This is a genomic window from Kitasatospora sp. NPDC004669, from assembly GCF_040609455.1.
In the GTDB taxonomy this organism is placed as follows: Bacteria; Actinomycetota; Actinomycetes; order Streptomycetales; family Streptomycetaceae; genus Kitasatospora.
On the sequence record NZ_JBEXKB010000005.1, the window covers coordinates 49,265 to 66,044 of the forward strand.

Consider the following 16,780-nt stretch of genomic DNA (forward strand, 5'->3'; position numbering starts at 1 on the left):
CCTGATCCGCACGGCACGCCTAGACTGCGAAGGACAGCCTCGGCGCTACGGGAGGAGACCCCGATGCCCGACCGCAGCACGGCACGTGCCGGCCAGGCGCCCGCCGTCACCGGCCCCCGGGACCTGCGCAACGTCGTCCTCATCGGCTCCAGCGGTGTGGGCAAGACCACCCTCGCCGAATCCCTCGCCATCGCCGCCGGCGCCATCGGCCGCGCCGGACGCGTCGCCGACGGCACCACCGTCTCCGACCACGAGGAGATCGAGCAGCAGCAGCAGCGCTCCGTCCAGCTCTCGCTGCTCCCGCTCGAATGGAAGGGCGTCAAGATCAACCTGATCGACCCGCCCGGCCACCCCGACTTCACCGCCGACCTGCGCGCCGCCCTGCACGCCGCCGACGCCGCCGTCTTCGTCGTCTCCGCCACCGACCCGGTCACCGCCCCCACCCGTGCCCTCTGGCGCGAGTGCGCCGCCGAGGGCATCCCGCGCGCCGTCGCCGTCGCCAAGCTCGACCTCGCCCGCACCGGCTTCGACGACATCCTCACCGCCTGCCACGACGCCTTCGAGCTCGGCCCGGACACCCTCCGCCCGCTCTTCCTGCCCGTCCTCCACGACGGACACCCCGACGGCAGCGTCGACCTGCTCACCGGCGACACCTACGGCGACGCCGCCCCGCTCCCCGACACCGGCCCCGCCCACGACAGCCTCGTCGAGGCCATCTCCGGCCAGGACGACGCCCTCATGGAGCGCTACCTGGCCGGCGACACCCTCGACCCCGACTCCCTCGAAGCCGGCATGCGCCGCGAAGTCCTCGCCTGCACCCTCCACCCCGCCGTCCCCACCAGCGAGAGCGGCCTCGGCGCCGCCGAACTCCTCGACCTCATCGCGCACGCCTTCCCCGACCCCACCGAACGCACCCGCCCCGCCCCCGACTGCGACCCCGACGCCCCGCTCGCGGCCCAGGTCGTCCGGGTCACCGGCGACGCCTACGTCGGACGGATCAGCCTGCTGCGCCTGTACGCCGGCACCCTGCGCCCCGACACCAAGATCCACCTGGTCGGCCCCGCCCACACCGCCGACCAGGACGGCGACGAACGCGTCTCCGCCCTCACCAGCCCCTTCGGCAAGCTCCAGCGCCCCGTCCCGCACGCCATCGCCGGCGACCTCGTCTGCGCCGCCAAACTCACCACCGCCCGGGCCGGCGACACCGTCCACGACCCCGGCCACCCCGTCGAACTCGACGGCTGGACCCTCCCCGAGGCGCTCCTGCCGATCGCCGTCGAAGCCCACAGCAAGGCCGACGACGACAAGCTCTCCCAGGCCCTCACCCGGCTCACCGCCGAGGACCCGGCGCTACGCCTGGAACAGAACCCCGACACCCATCAGCTCGTCCTCTGGTGCACCGGCGAGGCCCACGCCGAGGTCGTCCTCGACCGGCTGCGCACCCGCCACGGCGTCCACGTCGACACCGTCGAACCCAAGGTCGCCCTGCGCGAGACCTTCGGCACCGCCGCCGCCGGCCACGGCCGCCTGGTCAAACAGTCCGGCGGGCACGGCCAGTACGCCATCTGCGACCTGGAGGTCGAACCGCTGCCGGCCGGCTCCGGCTTCGAGTTCCAGGAACACGTCGTCGGCGGCGCCGTCCCCAAGCACTTCATCCCCTCCGTCGAGAAGGGCGTCCGAGCCCAACTCGCCAAGGGCGTCGCCACCGGCTACCCGCTCGTCGACGTCCGGGTCACCCTCACCGACGGCAAGGCGCACTCCGTCGACTCCTCCGACGCCTCGTTCCAGAACGCCGCCGCCCTCGCCCTGCGCGACGCCGCCGAGCACGCCGTCATCCGGCTGCTCGAACCCGTCGCCGCCGTCAGCGTCCTGCTGCCCGACGAGTACCTCGGCGCCGTCCTCGGCGACCTCTCCGCCCGCCGCGGCCGGGTCCTCGGCACGGAGACGGGCGGGCCCAACCTCACCCTGCTGCGCGCCGAGGTCCCCGAACTCGAACTCGTCCGCTACCCGATCGACCTGCGCTCGCTCACCCACGGCACCGCCGAGTTCTCCCGCGCCTACCTGCGCCACGAACCCATGCCGACCGCCCTGGCCGGGCGCTACACGGACTGAGGGCGCGCCCTAGGGGTGCGCGACCGCCTTGCGGTTGGGCAGCGCGCACGCCGCCGTGCCCCCGGGCATCCGGTGCCGGTTGCGCGACACCCAGCGGTACGCCAGGGCCGCCACCGGCCGCACCGGCGCGAGGGTCAGCACCGCCCCCAGGTACGCCCACGCGCCCCCGGAGCGCATCAGCAACCGCGCCACCGCCTGCGCGCCCCCGTACACCCGGCCGGTCGGCGTCACCCACAGCACCTCGCGCTCGGCCCGCTCGGCCGACACCTCGCCCAGGCCGCCGGCGAGCGCGTCCAGCTCCGACAGCTCCGCGAACTGGAACGGCACCGCCTCCCAGCCCCCCGAGGCCAGCGTCTGCCGCAGGTACTTCTCCCCCCACCGCACGCAGGACGAGCAGAACGCGCAGTCCCCGTCGAACACCAGCACCGGATCCCTCACGGCAACCCCCTTCATCGGCGTCACCGTCCATCCTGCACCAGCCCGACACGCTCGGTCCGGGCGGGTATCGACCAGGCCGAAGCTGGGCATCATGCCTCTCAGGCCGGGTACGGCTCGATCGTGACGGTTTGTGACGGTACTTCAGACGATCATCCGCGCAGGGGTGCCGCGGCACGGTAACCTGCCGCTGACAAGGGGAGGAGGGGACGCCACCGTGACCACACTCGACATGACCCCGGGTGCGCAGATACCCCGGACCGACGCCGGCCCGCAGACCGCCGTCACCCAGGCGCTCTCCTCGGCCGCCTACCGGGACGGCGAGATCAAGGACTTCGTCACGGCCGTCACCGACGTCACGGCGAAGAAGGGCCGCTTCGCCCTCCTCCGCCCCAACCTCGGCGAGGCCTTCAGCAAGGCGCTGATCTCCCGCGCCCTCGGCGGCGACCGCAAGCCCCTCGTCCCCTCCTTCGGTGTCGACTCCCGCCAGGTCGTCGAACACTGCCTGGCCGCCGAGGAACTGCGCACCGCCCGCGACCGGCAGCTCAGCACCGTCACCGTGGTCACCGGCCTGCTCTTCCTCCCCGGCGCGCTGATCTGGCTCGGCGCCTTCCAACTGCGCGCCTGGCTCAAGCGGGACAACACCCGCGGCGCCGACGTCTACGGCGGCCTCGCCCTGATCGCGGCCGCCGCCCTCGCGGTCCTGCTCGTGCTGCGCCCGCCGGCGGCCGGCGCCCTGGGCATCTATCTGCGGATCACCATGCTCGCCCCGGTGATCGGCTGGTACCTCGCCCGCCGGATCGTCGAACGCTTCGCCAAGGACCTGCGCACCCGCTGGCAGGACCTGGTCGAGGGCAGCGCGGTCGCCGCCACCGTGGCCAAGGCCGTCCCCCGCGACGACCTGGACAAGAAGGCCAACGACCTGCGCGACAAGCTCGGCCGCCTGGACGCCGAGCAGGAGACCAACGTCCACCACTACGCCGGCCCGAAGGGCATCCTCGGCGCCGGCCGCCGCTGGGGCGAGTGGCGCCTGGCCGACACCCTGCACCCCGCCGAGGGCCACGTCGACTTCCGCGCCTTCCACCCCTGGGACCTGGTCCGCCGGATCTCCGCCCACCTCAAGGGCCTCGGCGTCAGCCACGTCGCCAACAGCGGCATCCCCAACGTCAACATCAAGCAGTGGGTGGTCTTCGACATCAGCGAGGGCGCCGACGAGATCAGCCGTCCCGGCAGCGCCGACATGGACGGCGACCGGATGCGCGACTTCGCCGTGCAGAGCATCGCCGACAAGCAGACCTTCCCCGGCGGCCCCCGGCACTACCTGGCCACCCAGTTCATCACCCACGACGGCAAGCTGGTCATCACGTTCACCGTCACGGTGACCCTGCTGGCCAACGTGCTGAGCATCTCGGTGGCCGGCTACGCGCTCGGCCCGGTCAAGGGCGTCTTCTTCGACAAGCCCAAGGACAAGGAGAAGTCGGTCGCCAAGACGGTGAAGTTCTGGGAGGAGCGCACCGTCAAGCTCCCGCTGATCGACAACGACGAGGTGGTCCGCCAGGCCGTCCGCGCCCCCTTCTACCGGATGCCCGGCCTGCTCGGCTGGCTCGGCGGCGGCCTCGGCCTGCCCGAACCCTTCGGACTGCGGCACTCCTGGGTCGCCACCGCCTGGAACAACCGCTCCATGGTCGACAACGCGCTCAACGCCTCCGTCCCGGTGCTCAACGCGGTGCACACCGCGACGCTGGAGTTCCTCCAGGAGCACGACCTGGACGCGGACCGCTTCTTCAAGAACCGCACCTCGATCATCAAGTCCGAGGCGCAGGGCAGCCGCCCGTACAAGGTCGACGAGTTCAGCGCCGACTGATCCCGGCCTCGACGTACCGAAAGGGGCCTGCCACCGAGGAGTTCGGTGGCAGGCCCCTTTCGTACGGGCTTTCGTGCGGGCGTCCGGCTCAGTCCTGCGGCCAGACCTCGGCCAGCATCTTCCGGGTGTCCGCCAGCAGCTGCGGCAGCACCTTGGTGTGGCCGACCACCGGCATGAAGTTGGTGTCCCCGCCCCAGCGCGGCACCACGTGCTGGTGCAGGTGCGCCGCGATCCCGGCGCCCGCCGCCGTCCCCTGGTTCATCCCGATGTTGAACCCGTGTGCCCCGGAGGCGGCCCGCAGCGCGGTCATCGCCTTCTTGGTGAAATCGGCCAGCTCGGCCGTCTCCGCCTCGTCCAGGTCGGTGTAGTCGGCCACGTGCCGGTACGGGACCACCATCAGGTGCCCGCCGTTGTACGGGTACAGGTTCAGCACCGCGAACACGGCACTCCCCCGGGCGATGATCAGCCCGTCCTCGTCGCTCAGCGACGGGATCGAGCAGAACGGACAACCGTCGTCCGGAGCCGGGCCGGTGGGCTTGTTCTCACCCTGGATGTACGCCATCCGATGGGGGGTCCACAGGCGGCGGAAGCCGTCCGGCTCACCGACGCCCCGCTGCAGTTCCGGCTCAGTCGTCATGCTGATCAGCATATTCGCCCAACCGTGGTTGCAAAGCCGCGCGGGGCAGACTCTTCGAGAGCCTGCCTCGCGCGTGATGGTCCGACTACGGCGTCACACCTGGATGCGGTTCTTCACCGCGTCCATGATCTCCTGGACCGCGTCCGCCACCGGAACGCCGTTCTTCTGCTCGCCGTTGCGGTAGCGGAAGGAGACGGCACCCGCCTCGACGTCGTCGTTGCCGGCGATGAGCATGTACGGAACCTTGCTCTTCTGGGCGTTGCGGATCTTCTTCTGCATGCGGTCGTCCGAGGTGTCCACCTCGACCCGGATCCCGTGCTTCTTGAGCTCGGCCGCGACCTCCAGCAGGTACGGCACGTGCTCGTCGGTGATCGGGATGCCGGTCACGGTGACCGGGGCCAGCCACGGCGGCATGGCACCGGCGTAGTGCTCCAGCAGCACCGCGAAGAAGCGCTCGATCGAGCCGAACAGTGCGCGGTGGATCATGACCGGCCGCTGACGCGAGCCGTCCGCCGCGGTGTACTCCAGGTCGAAGCGCTCCGGCAGGTTGAAGTCGAGCTGGATGGTGCTCATCTGCCAGGTGCGGCCGATGGCGTCCTTCGCCTGCACCGAGATCTTCGGGCCGTAGAAGGCCGCGCCGCCCGGGTCCGGAACCAGCGGCAGGCCCTGCTTCTCGGCCACGCTCGCCAGGACGCGGGTGGCCTCCTCCCAGGTCTCGTCGCTGCCGACGTACTTCACCGGGTCCTTGGTCGACAGCTCCAGGTAGAAGTCGGTCAGACCGTAGTCGCGGAGGAGGTTGAGCACGAAGGTCAGCGTGGAGTCGAGCTCCTCCGCCATCTGCTCACGGGTGCAGTAGATGTGGGCGTCGTCCTGCGTGAAGCCGCGGGCACGGGTCAGGCCGTGCACGACACCCGACTTCTCGTAGCGGTACACCGTCCCGAACTCGAAGAGGCGCAGCGGCAGTTCACGGTACGAACGGCCGCGCGCGTCGAAGATCAGGTTGTGCATCGGGCAGTTCATCGGCTTGAGGTAGTAGTCCACGCCCTCGTCGAGCTGCATGGGCGGGTACATACCGTCCGCGTACCAGTCCAGGTGGCCGCTCTTCTCGAAGAGCTTCCCCTTGGTGGCGTGCGGGGTGTAGACGAACTCGTAGCCCTCTTCCTCGTGCCGCTTGCGCGAGTAGTCCTCCATGGCGCGGCGGATGATGCCGCCCTTGGGGTGGAAGACGGCGAGGCCGGAGCCGATCTCCTCGGGGATGGAGAAGAGGTCGAGCTCGTTGCCGAGCTTGCGGTGGTCGCGCTTCTCGGCCTCGACGAGGAAGTCCAGGTGGGCCTTCAGCTCGTCCTTGGTCGGCCAGGCGGTGCCGTAGATGCGCTGCAACTGCGGGTTCTTCTCGCTGCCGCGCCAGTAGGCGGACGCGTTGCGCATCAGCTTGAACGCCGGGATGTGCCGGGTGCTGGGCAGGTGCGGGCCGCGGCAGAGGTCGCCCCAGCACTGGTCGCCGGACTTGGCGTCCAGGTTGTCGTAGATGGTGAGTTCGCCGGCGCCGACCTCGACGTCGGCGCCCTCGCCGGCGGTGGCGGCGGAGCCCTTGAGGCCGATCAGCTCCAGCTTGTACGGCTCGGCGGCCAGCTCCTCGCGGGCGGCCTCGTCGGTGACCACGCGGCGGGAGAACTTCTGCCCGCGCTTGATGATCTCCTGCATCTTCTTCTCGATGGCCTTGAGGTCATCGGGGTGGAAGGGCTTCTCGACGTCGAAGTCGTAGTAGAAGCCGTCCTTGACCGGCGGGCCGATGCCGAGCTTGGCCTCCGGGTAGAGCTGCTGCACGGCCTGGGCCATGACGTGCGCGGTGGAGTGGCGCAGGATGTCGAGGCCGTCCTTGCTGCCGATCGCGACCGGCTCGACCTCGTCGCCGTCCTGGAGGACGTAGGCGAGGTCCTTGAGCTGGCCGCCGACGCGGGCGGCGATGATCGAGCGGTCGTCGGCGAAGAGCTCGGCGGCCGTAGTGCCCGTCGTCACCACGCGCTCTTCCCGATCGGGTTCGCGGCTGATGATTACCCGGACGTCCGTCACCGGTCTCTCCTGACGTGCTGGATTCAGAGGACGCAACACTGCGCTGCGCGTGACGATGGTACCGAGAGCGCCACCCGCACCGCGCACCTACGTCCGCTCTCCCCCGTCCTGGAGCCCCTTCAGCAGCTGCTCGCGGTCGCCCTCCTCCCAACCGCACAGCTCAAGGCCGTGGGCCCGGGTCAGCCGGCGGAAGCCGTCGCGCCGCTCCAGCCGGCCGCAGACCCGGACCGGGACACCGGAGAGGTGGGCCTCGGCGGCGAGTCGGTAGTCGGGGTCGGGCAGGCGCAGCTTGAGTTCGCGGACGTCGGCGCCGCCGAGCACCCGCAGCCGGACCGCGCCGGGACCGGACAGGTCGGCGCGCTTGAGCCGGACGACCACGCCGACCACGGTGACGTCGACGGCGGGCTCGATCCGCTCCAGCAGGTCGGCGGCCTCGGCCAGGGCCGGCAGGTCGCCGGGCGAGAAGTCGAGGTCGATCCGGCGGTCGCCGAATCCGCCCGGAGTTCCGGCGGCGGGCGACCAGGCGACGGTGAGCCGGGCGGCGGTCGCGCCGCGCACCAGATCCTCGACGGCCTGGACGAGTTCGCGGCTGACCCCGGACTGGACGGCGTTCTCGAGGGCCTCGGGCCCGCCGCTGACCCGGCGGTAGTCGACGGCCTCGCGCAGCGCCTCCAAGGCGCGGACCAGGGTGGTGACGGCGGCCCGGCCCTCGGGGGCGGGGGTGTAGGCGGTCAGGGCGGCGCCCTGCTCGACGACTCCCTGTTCGACGACCAGGACCCGGTCCAGGAAGTCCCCGGCGAGGCCGTCCAGCCGGGCGCCGAAGTAGGCGGCGGTGGTCCGGCCGGCCTTGGCCCCGGCGGCGAGCATCGCGCGCGCCGCCCGCTGGAGCCGCTCGGCGTCGTCCCAGGGGGTGGCATCGAGGGGGCCGGGCAGTTCGCGGCGCCAGCGCAGTTCGTCGCCGGGGACGGCGAGGGCGAGCAGGATCGAGCGGGCGGAGGGGGTGCGGGAGCGGGAGAGGGCGGTGACGGCGTCGGTGAGGAGTTCCACGGCGTCGTCGAAGCCGTCGCCGGCGGGGACGAGCAGGCTGGTACCGGGTTCGTCGTCCGGCGGGGTCCAGCGTCCGTACCGGGCGGCGGGGCCGCCGCGTCGGACCCAGCCGTGCCGGGCGAGCAGGGTGGCCAGCACCGCGGGGTCCACGGTGGCCGGGTCGGGCAGGGCCCGGGACGGGTGGTCCGGTCCGTGCGGCAGTGTCATGGGTCCAGTTCCTCGCTGCCGGGGCCGGGCGGTCACGGGCTGTCGCCCGCGCCGACCCGGGCCATGATGTCGCAGAGCGCGCGGTCGTCGAAGACCTTGTCGGTGGGCACCCGGACGTTGGTGCGCCGTTGCCCGGTGATCGGGTGGCCGGCCAGGTTGACCCAGTAGCAGCAGTGCCGCAGTTCCAGGGCGTCCGGGCGGACCCGGAGCCACTGGTCGACCCGGCGCGGCAGCAGCATCACGACCAGGATGCGCGGGACGGCGACCCGGGCGCGGGCGAGCTTGCGCAGGTGGTCGTTGTCCAGCGTGAAGCTGAAGAACGGCCCGGCCGGGTCGGGCGCGATCTGCTGGGTGGCCTTCAGCTGGATCTTGATGGTGACCTCGTCGTCCACCTCGTGCGCCCGGGAGCCGTGGCTGACCTGCCAGTCGATGCCGTTGTCCGGGAACGGCTGGGAGAGCGAGCAGCCGGACGCGGCGGCGACCGCGTGCAGATAGCCGACCTGCAGTGTCTCCATGCAGGCGGTGACTGCGAGGTTCCCCCGTAGTGCGGCCGCCGCCTCCTCGGGCTGCGGCTGTGTCAGTGCCATCGCCCCGTGGCCTCCCCCTGCTCCGGACCCGTCCGGACTCGGACGGAACGCCCTTGGGCAGGATCCCCGGTCGGGCCCGGGCCAAACGGGTTGAGCGGGCGTCAGAACCGGGTATCACCAGTGCGCGGAACGCACGCCTGAGGGGCAGTCATGCAGCACTACTGGTACACCGGCCCGCTCGCCTCCTTCGACACCGAGACCACCGGCGTGGACGTCGAGACCGACCGGATCGTCTCGGCCGCGCTGGTCGTCCAACCGACCCCGGGCGCACCGGCGCAGACCACCACCTGGCTCGCCGATCCGGGCGTGCCGATCCCGGACGGCGCCCGCGCGGTGCACGGCATCACCGACGAGCGGGTCCGGGCGTACGGCCGGCCGGCCCGCGCGGTGGTGGCGGAGGTCACCCGCGCACTGGCGGCCCAGGCACGGGCCGGGCACCCGGTGGTGGTGATGAACGCGCCCTACGATCTGACGCTGCTGGACCGGGAGTTGCGCCGCCACCACGGGCTGACGCTGACCGGCGGGCTGGACGGCGCCGGGCTGCTGGTGCTGGATCCGCGGGTGCTGGACAAGCACGTGGACCGCTACCGCAAGGGCCGCCGGACGCTGACCGACCTGTGCGCGCACTACGGCGTCGATCTCACCGGGGCGCACGACGCGGCGGCGGACGCGACGGCTGCGCTCTCGCTGACCCGGCGAATAGGCGCCCGTTACCCGGCGGCGCTGGGCGCACTGACGGCGGCGGAGCTGCACCTGCGGCAGGCGGTCTGGCACGCGGCGCAGGCGCGGGGGCTGCAGAGCTGGTTCGACCGGTCGGGGACGCCGGAGCGGGTGGACCTGTCCTGGCCGCTGCGGCCCGCCCGGTGCGGCTGCGGCCGCCGGTTGGAGCCCGAACACGGTTGCGAGGCGGCGGCGTAGCGGGAAGGGCCCCGAACGCGCCGCAGGCCCTGACCGGTTTCCTGGTCAGGGCCTGCGTGCTGTCCGGTGGGCGATACTGGGATCGAACCAGTGACCCCTTCGGTGTGAACGAAGTGCTCTCCCGCTGAGCTAATCGCCCGGGCAACGAGATGAACTATAGCACCGTTTGGGGGAGGCCGTACAACTCGCCCCTTCCCGGCGCGGCTGGCGCACCTGCAGAACTCGCGCTCCACACGGAAGATGACTGAGCCTCAGTCGGATTAGCGACGGCACTTCGGGGGCATTCTGGAAATACATGTAAGGCCCAGCCGATAATCGACTGGGCCTCACATATCACAATGCATTCCGGTGGGCGATACTGGGATCGAACCAGTGACCCCTTCGGTGTGAACGAAGTGCTCTCCCGCTGAGCTAATCGCCCGGGTGCAGGGAAAACATTACCGCATCTCGGGGGGTGCTCCGAACACCCTCCCGGCGGAGGGCCCCACCCAGGGGCGCCGGCCGCCGTACGCCCGGGCGGGGGCCCGGACCCCGCCCCGCCCTCCCGACCACGCGGCCGACTCGTCGGGCCCGGCCGCACCACCCGATCCCCTGTTCCCGACCCGCCTTGGTGCTTCGTACAGACCGACTACATGCCGACCCGGAAACCGGCCGAGAAGAGAAGAACCGCCGGTAATGCCCCGGGCGGGTACTCCGCGACGATTCCGCAATGCGCCGTAAGGGGTACGACTCGCGCCCGAATCGGGACAGAGGGGTTTACATCGGTCTTGGAGGTGGGATGGTCCGTTCGCCGACGTGCGAATCCCCGAGCGCACACTGAGCGAAAGGCCATGGCGCTTATGAACACCACGGTCAGCTGCGAGCTGCACCTGCGCCTCATCGTGTCCAGCGAGTCCTCACTGCCCGTCCCCGCGGGCCTGCGCTACGACACCGCCGACCCCTACGCCGTACACGCCACGTTCCACACGGGCGCCGACGAGACCGTGGAGTGGGTGTTCGCCCGAGATCTCCTCGCGGAGGGGCTGCACCGACCCACCGGTACCGGCGACGTCCGGGTGTGGCCGTCGCGCAGCCACGGGCAAGGGGTGGTCTGCATCGCGCTGAGCTCTCCGGAAGGAGAAGCCCTGCTGGAGGCCCCGGCCCGGGCGCTTGAGTCGTTCCTCAAGCGGACGGACGCCGCGGTGCCCCCCGGCACCGAACACCGTCACTTCGACCTTGACCGGGAGCTGTCCCACATCCTCGCCGAAAGCTGACCCCGACCGGAGGCGGTCCAGCCCCATCGTCAGTGGGGCCGCACCTCCTGCCGTCATCGCAGCCGTCCTACTCGGGGGCACGGCAGCGGACTCAGCCGCGCACGACGCGGTCTCGGGGCCGGTGACAGGCCCCGCTCCCACCAGAGCGGGGCCACGGCACTCCAGGCGCCCGGCAGTGAGGCCGGCCATCCGTACGGGTGGCCGGCCTCGCTGTCGGGGCGCCCGCGTCATTCCCGAGGCCCTGCGGGGCCGCGCAGAAGCCGCGCAGCTGCCCTACAGCGGGGGCCTCACGCCCGGGCGACGCCCGCTTTGGGACACTCTGGCGGAATCCGTACTGGCCTTCGAACGAACGCGCCGCCCTTCTGCCGCAAGGGCCGGTATGGTCTGGGGTAACCGTGGACGCGGGGCACCGGAGTCCCCCTGCGCGAGGAGCCCCAACGTGCTGATCACCCATGACACCGAGTGCGCGCTGAGCATCCTCGTGGATCTGCTCAACACCGCGCCCGAGGTGTGCGGCGACGAGCGGCTGCCGGACATCGCCGCGCTGGACGCCTTCGTGGTCCGCCAGGAGATCAGCGAGATCGACTCGCTGACCGAGGACGACCTGCGGCGGGTGCACGAGCTGCGCACCCGACTGCGCGAGGTGTTCGCGACGGAGTCCACCGAAGAGGCCGCCGAACTCGTCAACGCGGTCGTCGCGGCCGCCGGGACGACGCCCCGACTGGTCAACCACGACCACCACGACTGGCACATGCACTACTTCGCGCCGCACGCCGCGCTCGGCGACCACCTCGCGGCCGAGCTGGGTATGGCGCTGGCCTTCATCCTCATGGCGGGCGAGCGGGAGCGGCTGCGCCGGTGCGAGGCGCCGGACTGCGCGCGGGTCTTCGTGGACCTCTCCCGGAACCGCTCCCGGCGCTACTGCGACAGCCGCACCTGCGGCAACCGGCTGCACGTCGCCGCCTACCGGGCGCGGCAGCGGTCGGCGGAGGCCGTGGCCTCCGCCTGACGCTCCCGGCGGGCTCAGATTCCCCGCTTGCGGAGGATCTCCTCGATGTCGGCGAAGTCGCCGAGGCCGTCGTCCCGCTTGCCCGCCGCCGACTTCTTCGGGGCCTTCGGCGCTTGGGCCACCACAGGGCGCTCGGGGGTCGGTCCGGCCGCCGCCGGGCGCTCCGGCGCGCCCTCGACGGCATCGCGGCGGCCCACCCACCGGGTGGTGAGCAGCAGGACGGTGGAGACGCCCAGCAGCACGATGCCGGTCCACACCCGGGGGTCGAAGACCAGCTTGGCCGCCCAGTCGGCGAACTCCCGGCCGATCGTGCCGGCCAACGGGAACAGCCCGGTCAGGTAGAGCCCGGCGGGCAGCAGGGCCACCGCGAACCACCGGCTCGCCGAGCGGAAGCGCCGCCGCCAGGCCCGCAGGCCCGCGACCGCCACTGCGCCGGCGGTGAGGAGGAAGCTGATCGCCGCGGTCAGCACGGGCTCGTCCCTTCGCTTGCGGTCGTCATGGTCACCGGTGCCTCCCTGTCGGTCCGCCCTCGGGCGCACCGCCGGCGGGAACGGGCACCCACTGATGGAACACTGGGGGAATGATCGATGGTTCCCTCCCCCGCCTTGAGTTCTGGTGCGACCTCCAGTGCCCGGACTGCCGCACCGCACTGGACGACGTACGGGCGCTTCGCGCGCAGTACGGCGACGCGCTGCCGGTGGAACTTCGGCACTTCCCGCTGGAGAAGCACAAGCACGCCTACGCCGCCGCGGAGGCGGCCGAGGAGGCGTTCGCCCAGGGGCTGGGCTGGCCGTTCGTCGAAGCGCTGCTGGCTCGGGTCGAGGAGCTGGACGCGCGCGGGCAGCAGGTGCTGCTGGAGGTGGCCCGGGAGGTCGGGGCGGACGTCGAGGAGGTCGAGACCGCGCTCATCGACGGCCGACACATGCTGACCGTGGACGCCGACCAGGCCGAGGGCAAGGCGATCGGGATCACCGGCACGCCGACGTACGTGATCGGCGGCGAGCGGCTGGACGGCGGGCGGAGCCAGGAGGGGCTGCGGGAGCGGATCGTCACCGTCATCGAGGCGGCCGGGGCCTCCTGACGTTCCGTCGACTCCTCACAGGGGCTTGCCGTGACACCGGCCGGTGATCCGGTAGCCGAGCGAGTCGTAGAGGCGGATGGCGACCTCGTTGCCGGAGAAGACGTTGAGGCCGATCTCGCGCACCCCGGCGGCCAGGCACTCGCGTTCGGCGAGCAGCATCAGGGTGCGACCGTGTCCCCGGCCCCGGTGGGCCGGGGACACCTCCACGACCATGACCCAGGCGAGCGGTGTGCCGTCCGGCAGGTCGCGCAGGTGGAGTTCCACCCAGAGCGAGCCGAGCGGCTCCGGTGCGCCGTCGGCGCCGTACAGTCGGCGCAGGGCGACGCCGGGGCTGTCGGCACCCTGCCGGAGCACGTTCTGGTGGTCCAGCCACGATTTGGCGCGGGCCTGCTCCTCGCTGAGGCCGGAGCCCATGAGCGAGGCGACGTAGCCCTCCGCCGCCCGGCCGAGCCAGGCCGGGAACTCCGTGGCGTCGATCGGGCGGGCGGTGACGCCGGCGGTCAGGGCGGGGGCGGCGGTCAGGGTCTTGCCCAGGTTCCGCATCCGCTCGGTGTAGCCGAGGGTGGCGGCGAGGCCGCGGGCGATCGGGGCCGACTCGGGGACGTTGACGTCCACCCGGGTGCAGCCCCAGTTGCGCAGCACCTCCTCCGCGGCCAGCGCGCCGAACGTGCCGCGCCCCCGGCCGCGACCCTCAGTGACCTCCAACTCCGATATCTCGCCCCAGAGTTGGCTGCCGTGCCGGGCCGAGGTGGTACGCAACGCGCCGACCGGGTGGCCGTTCGCCAGGATCCGCCAGCGTCTGGTGCGGCCGCCGGCCGTGGTGGGTGTCTCCGGGCCCTCGGGGCGCAGCGTGGTGGTCATGTGGTGGTCCCTTCCCCTCGTCGGGAAGGTTATCCGCGCAGCCCGTCACGGCTGCCCGGGGCGGGGCTCACGGGTCGAGGTCGTCGCCGCTGCGCTCGGCGAAGACGGCCATGGCCTTGGCGGTGACCGGGCCGATGCCGGGCAGTTCGCGGTCGTCGACGCGGGTGACGGCCTGGACGTCGCGGGTGGTGGAGGTCAGGAAGATCTCCTCGGCGTCCTGGAGGGCGCTGAGCGGGAGGTCGGCCTCCTCGGCGCCGCACCAGTCGATGACCAGTCGCCGGGTGATGCCGGCCAGGCAGCCGGAGGCGAGGACGGGGGTGAGCAGGCGGCCGCCGATGACCGTGAAGACGTTGGAGCCGGTGCCCTCGCAGAGTCGGCCCGCGGTGTTGGCGAACAGGGCCTCGGAGGCGCCGGCCCGGTGGGCGGCGGCCAGGGCGACCACGTTCTCGGCGTACGAGGTGGTCTTGAGGCCGGCGACGGCGCTGTGCTCGTTGCGGCGCCAGGGGACGACGGCGACGGCGGTCTCGTCGGGGCGGCGGTTGATGGCGCCGAGGGCGACCACCAGGGTCGGGGCGGCGGTGCCGCGCTCGGAGCCGAGCGGGGAGTCGCCGCCGGTGTAGGTGACCCGCAGGCGGCCGAGCGGGGCGGGGTTGGCGGCGAGGACCTGGGCGCAGGCCTCACGGACCAGGTCGTGGTCGGGGTCGGGCAGGCCGAGGCCGCGGGCGGAGCGGGTGAGCCGGTCGAGGTGGCGGGTGACCGCGAAGGCCTTGCCGTCGACGGCCTTCATGGTCTCGAAGACACCGTCGCCGGTGGTGAGTCCGTGGTCCAGGACGGACAGGGCGGCGTCGGCGGAGTCGACGAGTGTCCCGTTGACCCAGCTCGTGGTGCGGGTGTGCATCGAGGCTGCTCCTAGGGGCGCGTCTTGTGGGTCTTGTCGGATCAGGTCGCGTCGCGGGCCCGGCGGAGATCCGCAGGACGCGCCCCGAGCGCGGGCGGGGCTCACGCCCCGGTCGGGCCGGTTGCGCTGCCCGACGCTATCGCGACCAGGCGGGCGGCCTTCAGTTCGGTTTCGTCCCACTCGCGTTCGGGGTCGGAGCCCCAGGTGATGCCGGCGCCGGTGCCGAAGCGCAGGACGGGCGCCTGGGGGTCCTGCCGGTCGAGCCAGAAGGTGCGGATGCCGACGGCGAGTTCACCCTCGCCGCGGTCGGCGTCCACCCAGCCGACGGCACCGCAGTAGGGGCCGCGCGGGGCGGTCTCCAGGGCCTCGATGATCCGCAGGGCGCTGGACTTGGGGGCTCCGGTGACCGAGCCGGGCGGGAAGGTGGCGGCGAGCAGCCCGGGCCAGCCGTCGCCCTCGCGCAGGGCGCCCTCGACGGTGGAGACCAGGTGGACCAAGCCGGGGTGCTTCTCGACGACGCAGAGGTCGGGGACGGTGACGCTGCCGGTCTCGCAGACGCGACCGAGGTCGTTGCGGACCAGGTCGACGATCATCACGTTCTCGGCGTGGTCCTTGTCGAGCAGGTCGTCCTCGGTGCGGCCGGTGCCCTTGATCGGGCCGGAGGAGACGGTGCGTCCGCTGCGGCGCAGATAGAGCTCGGGAGAGGCGGTGGCGATCTCGACGCCGTGCTCGGGCAGCCGGATGGTGCCCGCGTAGGGGGCGGGGTTGCCGTGGGCGAGCAGGCCGGTGAGGGCGTCGATGTCGCTGCGGTCGGGGTCGGGCAGCGGCGCGGACAGCACCCGGCAGAGGTTCGCCTGGTAGACCTCGCCGGCGGCTATGTGCTCGCGGATGCGGCGTACGCCCGCGGTGTAGGCGGCGCGGTCCAGGGAGCTGTGCCAGCTGCCGGCGTCCGGGCCTCGCCAGCCGGCGCCGGAGGGCGGAGCGGGGGCGGGGCGGACCTCGTCGAAGCGTGCGCAGGTCAGCCGGCCCTCGAAGTCGTAGGCGACGGCCCAGTAGCCGGAGGAGTCGAGCGCGGCCGGGTCCGAGGTGACGTCACGCAGGCCGGTGGCCAGGCGGCCTCCGAAGCGGGCGAGCGGGGTGCGGGGGTCGGGGTGGCCGGACACGGTTCTCCTGCGCGGTCGTGCTGGGGGTGGCGGTGCCTGAAGTGTAGGTCGGGGGGCGCGGGCCCGGCCGGGCTCGTGCCCCCGCGTACGAGCGGTTCTGCGCGTCGCGCGGGTGTGCGCTGGATGGCCTGCGGATGATCGTCCGGAAGCACCGCAGGTGGCGGCCGGTGACCGGTGCGGAGGGCGGACCGGACGGCACGCCGGGGGCCTCCCCTCGGCACGCTGCGGGAACGGATTTTTAGCTGGCCCAGGAATCCGCTAGAGTTCAACACGTCGCCAGGGAGCGCAGCCGAAGAAAAGCGGTGAAGCTCCTGGGAGACAGGCGGACGTGGCTCAGTTGGTAGAGCATCACCTTGCCAAGGTGAGGGTCGCGAGTTCGAATCTCGTCGTCCGCTCGATGGAGAACGGTGTAAGATCGTTCTTCGTGTGTTGCCTGGTGGAGTGGCCGAGAGGCGAGGCAACGGCCTGCAAAGCCGTGTACACGGGTTCAAATCCCGTCTCCACCTCCAAGAGGCTCACCCGGTTCCACCGGGGGACCTCCCCGCGCGATTAGCTCAGCGGGAGAGCACTACCTTGACACGGTAGGGGTCACTGGTTCAATCCCAGTATCGCGCACGTCGGATCCTTCGGGGTCC

The 16,780-nt window shown here is 72.1% G+C and carries 15 protein-coding genes and 5 tRNA genes; 9 read left to right on the forward strand and 11 right to left on the reverse strand.

The features are described 5' to 3' along the window. Positions 1-63 precede the first annotated feature (63 nt). Positions 64-2,112 carry an elongation factor G-like protein EF-G2 gene (locus tag ABZW30_RS06190; RefSeq protein WP_355669844.1) on the forward strand — a complete coding sequence of 683 codons (2,049 nt, stop codon included), beginning with the start codon at positions 64-66 and terminating at the stop codon, positions 2,110-2,112. 9 nt (positions 2,113-2,121) lie between these two features. Here the strand turns inward: ABZW30_RS06190 and ABZW30_RS06195 are convergent, their stop codons facing one another. After that, the gene (locus tag ABZW30_RS06195) at positions 2,122-2,565 is read right to left on the reverse strand and encodes a DUF393 domain-containing protein (RefSeq protein ID WP_355669845.1); all 444 of its coding nucleotides are present in this window, start codon (positions 2,563-2,565) and stop codon (positions 2,122-2,124) included. A gap of 199 nt (positions 2,566-2,764) precedes the next feature. Between ABZW30_RS06195 and ABZW30_RS06200 the strand changes: the two genes are divergently transcribed. Next, positions 2,765-4,411: a hypothetical protein gene (locus ABZW30_RS06200; protein WP_355669846.1), complete on the forward strand. Its 1,647-nt coding sequence runs from the start codon at positions 2,765-2,767 to the stop codon at positions 4,409-4,411. A gap of 88 nt (positions 4,412-4,499) precedes the next feature. Here ABZW30_RS06200 and ABZW30_RS06205 read toward each other — a convergent pair whose 3' ends face one another. The 4 genes from ABZW30_RS06205 to ABZW30_RS06220 all read right to left on the reverse strand — a co-directional run bounded on the left by ABZW30_RS06205 (position 4,500) and on the right by ABZW30_RS06220 (position 8,962). Continuing rightward, positions 4,500-5,060, reverse strand: a complete 561-nt coding sequence (locus ABZW30_RS06205; RefSeq protein WP_355669847.1) for an HIT domain-containing protein — start codon at positions 5,058-5,060, stop codon at positions 4,500-4,502. Positions 5,061-5,141: 81 nt separating this feature from the next. Beyond that, positions 5,142-7,121, reverse strand: a complete 1,980-nt coding sequence (gene thrS, locus ABZW30_RS06210) for a threonine--tRNA ligase (RefSeq protein WP_355669848.1) — start codon at positions 7,119-7,121, stop codon at positions 5,142-5,144. A gap of 87 nt (positions 7,122-7,208) precedes the next feature. Continuing rightward, entirely contained in the window at positions 7,209-8,375 is a 1,167-nt protein-coding gene (locus tag ABZW30_RS06215) for a hypothetical protein (protein ID WP_355669849.1), read from the reverse strand. 32 nt (positions 8,376-8,407) lie between these two features. Further along, on the reverse strand, positions 8,408-8,962 hold the full coding sequence (locus ABZW30_RS06220; RefSeq protein WP_355669850.1) for a DUF4365 domain-containing protein: 555 nt from the start codon (positions 8,960-8,962) through the stop codon (positions 8,408-8,410). A gap of 150 nt (positions 8,963-9,112) precedes the next feature. Here ABZW30_RS06220 and ABZW30_RS06225 point away from each other — a divergent pair, with 150 nt between their 5' ends. After that, positions 9,113-9,880: a 3'-5' exonuclease gene (locus ABZW30_RS06225; protein WP_355669851.1), complete on the forward strand. Its 768-nt coding sequence runs from the start codon at positions 9,113-9,115 to the stop codon at positions 9,878-9,880. 67 nt (positions 9,881-9,947) lie between these two features. Here ABZW30_RS06225 and ABZW30_RS06230 read toward each other — a convergent pair. Beyond that, positions 9,948-10,019 (reverse strand) — tRNA-Val (locus ABZW30_RS06230). 210 nt (positions 10,020-10,229) lie between these two features. Further along, positions 10,230-10,301 (reverse strand) — tRNA-Val (locus ABZW30_RS06235). A gap of 418 nt (positions 10,302-10,719) precedes the next feature. Here ABZW30_RS06235 and ABZW30_RS06240 point away from each other — a divergent pair. Together ABZW30_RS06240 and ABZW30_RS06245 are read left to right on the forward strand one after the other, a co-directional pair. Continuing rightward, positions 10,720-11,133 carry an SsgA family sporulation/cell division regulator gene (locus tag ABZW30_RS06240; RefSeq protein WP_030056266.1) on the forward strand — a complete coding sequence of 138 codons (414 nt, stop codon included), beginning with the start codon at positions 10,720-10,722 and terminating at the stop codon, positions 11,131-11,133. A 439-nt stretch (positions 11,134-11,572) separates the two neighbouring features. Beyond that, positions 11,573-12,142, forward strand: coding sequence for a CGNR zinc finger domain-containing protein (locus ABZW30_RS06245; protein ID WP_355669852.1), 570 nt, complete (start codon positions 11,573-11,575; stop codon positions 12,140-12,142). A 14-nt stretch (positions 12,143-12,156) separates the two neighbouring features. On the opposite strand, the gene ABZW30_RS06250 is transcribed toward ABZW30_RS06245, so the two are convergent. Then, entirely contained in the window at positions 12,157-12,612 is a 456-nt protein-coding gene (locus ABZW30_RS06250) for a hypothetical protein (protein ID WP_355669853.1), read from the reverse strand. 110 nt (positions 12,613-12,722) lie between these two features. Between ABZW30_RS06250 and ABZW30_RS06255 the strand changes: the two genes are divergently transcribed. Then, positions 12,723-13,223, forward strand: coding sequence for a DsbA family protein (locus tag ABZW30_RS06255; RefSeq protein WP_355669854.1), 501 nt, complete (start codon positions 12,723-12,725; stop codon positions 13,221-13,223). Positions 13,224-13,238: 15 nt separating this feature from the next. Here the strand turns inward: ABZW30_RS06255 and ABZW30_RS06260 are convergent, their stop codons facing one another. The 3 genes from ABZW30_RS06260 to ABZW30_RS06270 form a co-directional block, all read right to left on the reverse strand. After that, entirely contained in the window at positions 13,239-14,084 is an 846-nt protein-coding gene (locus ABZW30_RS06260; RefSeq protein ID WP_355669855.1) for a GNAT family N-acetyltransferase, read from the reverse strand. Positions 14,085-14,151: 67 nt separating this feature from the next. Then, positions 14,152-14,982, reverse strand: coding sequence for an aminodeoxychorismate lyase (locus ABZW30_RS06265; RefSeq protein WP_355669856.1), 831 nt, complete (start codon positions 14,980-14,982; stop codon positions 14,152-14,154). 101 nt (positions 14,983-15,083) lie between these two features. After that, a complete protein-coding gene (locus ABZW30_RS06270) occupies positions 15,084-16,145 on the reverse strand; it encodes a chorismate-binding protein (RefSeq protein WP_355669857.1) in 1,062 nt (353 codons plus the stop codon). A gap of 322 nt (positions 16,146-16,467) precedes the next feature. Here ABZW30_RS06270 and ABZW30_RS06275 point away from each other — a divergent pair. The 3 genes from ABZW30_RS06275 to ABZW30_RS06285 all read left to right on the forward strand — a co-directional run bounded on the left by ABZW30_RS06275 (position 16,468) and on the right by ABZW30_RS06285 (position 16,760). Further along, a tRNA-Gly gene (locus ABZW30_RS06275) sits at positions 16,468-16,540 on the forward strand. A 40-nt stretch (positions 16,541-16,580) separates the two neighbouring features. Beyond that, positions 16,581-16,654 (forward strand) — tRNA-Cys (locus tag ABZW30_RS06280). A 34-nt stretch (positions 16,655-16,688) separates the two neighbouring features. Then, positions 16,689-16,760 (forward strand) — tRNA-Val (locus tag ABZW30_RS06285). Positions 16,761-16,780: the final 20 nt, after the last annotated feature.

What these genes read in the sequence shown, in the direction of transcription:
- ABZW30_RS06190 (WP_355669844.1), top strand. Translation starts at nt 64, where the DNA reads ATGCCCGACCGCAGCACGGCACGTGCCGGCCAGGCGCCCGCCGTCACC.
- ABZW30_RS06195 (WP_355669845.1), bottom strand. Translation starts at nt 2,565, where the DNA reads ATGAAGGGGGTTGCCGTGAGGGATCCGGTGCTGGTGTTCGACGGGGAC.
- ABZW30_RS06205 (WP_355669847.1), bottom strand. Translation starts at nt 5,060, where the DNA reads ATGCTGATCAGCATGACGACTGAGCCGGAACTGCAGCGGGGCGTCGGT.
- ABZW30_RS06215 (WP_355669849.1), bottom strand. Translation starts at nt 8,375, where the DNA reads ATGACACTGCCGCACGGACCGGACCACCCGTCCCGGGCCCTGCCCGAC.
- ABZW30_RS06220 (WP_355669850.1), bottom strand. Translation starts at nt 8,962, where the DNA reads ATGGCACTGACACAGCCGCAGCCCGAGGAGGCGGCGGCCGCACTACGG.
- ABZW30_RS06225 (WP_355669851.1), top strand. Translation starts at nt 9,113, where the DNA reads ATGCAGCACTACTGGTACACCGGCCCGCTCGCCTCCTTCGACACCGAG.
- ABZW30_RS06240 (WP_030056266.1), top strand. Translation starts at nt 10,720, where the DNA reads ATGAACACCACGGTCAGCTGCGAGCTGCACCTGCGCCTCATCGTGTCC.
- ABZW30_RS06255 (WP_355669854.1), top strand. Translation starts at nt 12,723, where the DNA reads ATGATCGATGGTTCCCTCCCCCGCCTTGAGTTCTGGTGCGACCTCCAG.
- ABZW30_RS06260 (WP_355669855.1), bottom strand. Translation starts at nt 14,084, where the DNA reads ATGACCACCACGCTGCGCCCCGAGGGCCCGGAGACACCCACCACGGCC.
- ABZW30_RS06265 (WP_355669856.1), bottom strand. Translation starts at nt 14,982, where the DNA reads ATGCACACCCGCACCACGAGCTGGGTCAACGGGACACTCGTCGACTCC.